Raw genomic sequence first — 1,308 nt, forward strand, 5'->3', positions numbered from 1 at the left:
TGTCACGTCCTAAAATACGGCTACAGATTAATATTATTTTTAAGCGGCATATTGATGCACGTAATTAGGTGTTTTATAATCTAAAGATAAATGCAATCTTTTAGAGTTGTATAACTTGATTGCGTTTTTGGCTGCTTTTTTAGCATGGACCACACTGGTAAAGGTTTGGTCAAGATAGAATTCATCTTTTAGAATACCGTTTACTCTTTCGGCTAGGGCGTTTTCGTAGCAATGGTTCTCTTCTGTCATACTGATTTCTATTTTCTTTCTTTTCAATATTTGAGTATACACATTACTGCAATATTGAATACCCCTGTCGGAGTGATGAATAAGCCGGTCAATGTTCTTGGCATTGTAAATGGCTTTATTAAGAGCCCTTACACAGCCTTTTAGTTCTAAACTATCACTTAGGTCATACCCAACTATTTTGCGTGAGTACATGTCGGTAATCAAGGCTAGGTAACAGAAACCTTTAATGGTTCTGATATAGGTTATGTCCGAAGCCCAAACCTGATTAGGTCTGTTGATTTCAAGGTCTTTTATGATATTGTCATATTTATAAAACCTGTGATAAGAATTGGTGGTTCTAGAAGAGTATTTTTTTCTTCTAATGAGTAACCTGTTCTCTCTTAAGATTCGGAATAGCTGGTCCCTGCCCACTTTGAGGTCGTACTTATGAAACTCATCTTTTAATGATTTCATGAGTTTTCTGGTACCTTCCCTAGGCAGTGTTCTTCTACTTTTTCGAACAAGCCCGATTACATCTTGTTCTATCTGTTTTTTGATTGCAAACCTTTTTTGGTATTTGTAATATGCATCTCTTTTCAAATCAAAAGCATTACAGATAGTACCAATGGGAAACAGTCTTTTATTACGGTTTATTGGTGCTACTTTCATTAGGGCTTTATGTTTAAGTTTTTTTTTAATTCTTCCACATCTCTATAGCCCAAGTTTTCAGCAGCGACCTCAAGATAACTATCGGTCACCAGTTTGTCCAAGTCCTTTTTGATAAGAAGGTCCTTAAGTTGTTTAAGCTCTTTTTGCAGGGCTTTGATACGGGAAAGTTCGTCGTCTGTTTGCACTGTTACACGGGTGTTCATTAAATCTTTACGATCATACTTTTTGATCCATACGTTTATAGTACTGGATTGTATCCCGTAAGTTAATGCAATTTGTCTTTTGGAATGGTTTCCTTTGGTAAGTTCTGCTAAGACCTTTAGTTTAAAGCTCTCGCTATAACGTCTTACATATCCATCATTTTTATACATATACTTGAAGTGTTTTGTATACATATTTCAGGACGGGTCA

2 protein-coding genes are annotated in these 1,308 nt (G+C 35.7%); both read right to left on the reverse strand.

What is annotated here, in order from left to right:
* Positions 1–39: 39 nt before the first annotated feature.
* Entirely contained in the window at positions 40–897 is an 858-nt protein-coding gene (locus B5X55_RS18605; RefSeq protein WP_159447569.1) for an IS3 family transposase, read from the reverse strand.
* A complete protein-coding gene (locus B5X55_RS18610) occupies positions 897–1,268 on the reverse strand; it encodes a transposase (RefSeq protein WP_029446265.1) in 372 nt (123 codons plus the stop codon). Before B5X55_RS18610 ends, B5X55_RS18605 begins: the two co-directional genes overlap by 1 nt.
* Positions 1,269–1,308 lie beyond the last annotated feature (40 nt).

Source organism: Maribacter arcticus (genome assembly GCF_900167935.1).
Classification (GTDB): domain Bacteria; phylum Bacteroidota; class Bacteroidia; order Flavobacteriales; family Flavobacteriaceae; genus Maribacter; species Maribacter arcticus.

Excerpts from the sequence above, each read along its gene's own strand:
- B5X55_RS18605 (WP_159447569.1), bottom strand. The coding sequence starts at position 897 with ATGAAAGTAGCACCAATAAACCGTAATAAAAGACTGTTTCCCATTGGT.
- B5X55_RS18610 (WP_029446265.1), bottom strand. The coding sequence starts at position 1,268 with ATGTATAAAAATGATGGATATGTAAGACGTTATAGCGAGAGCTTTAAA.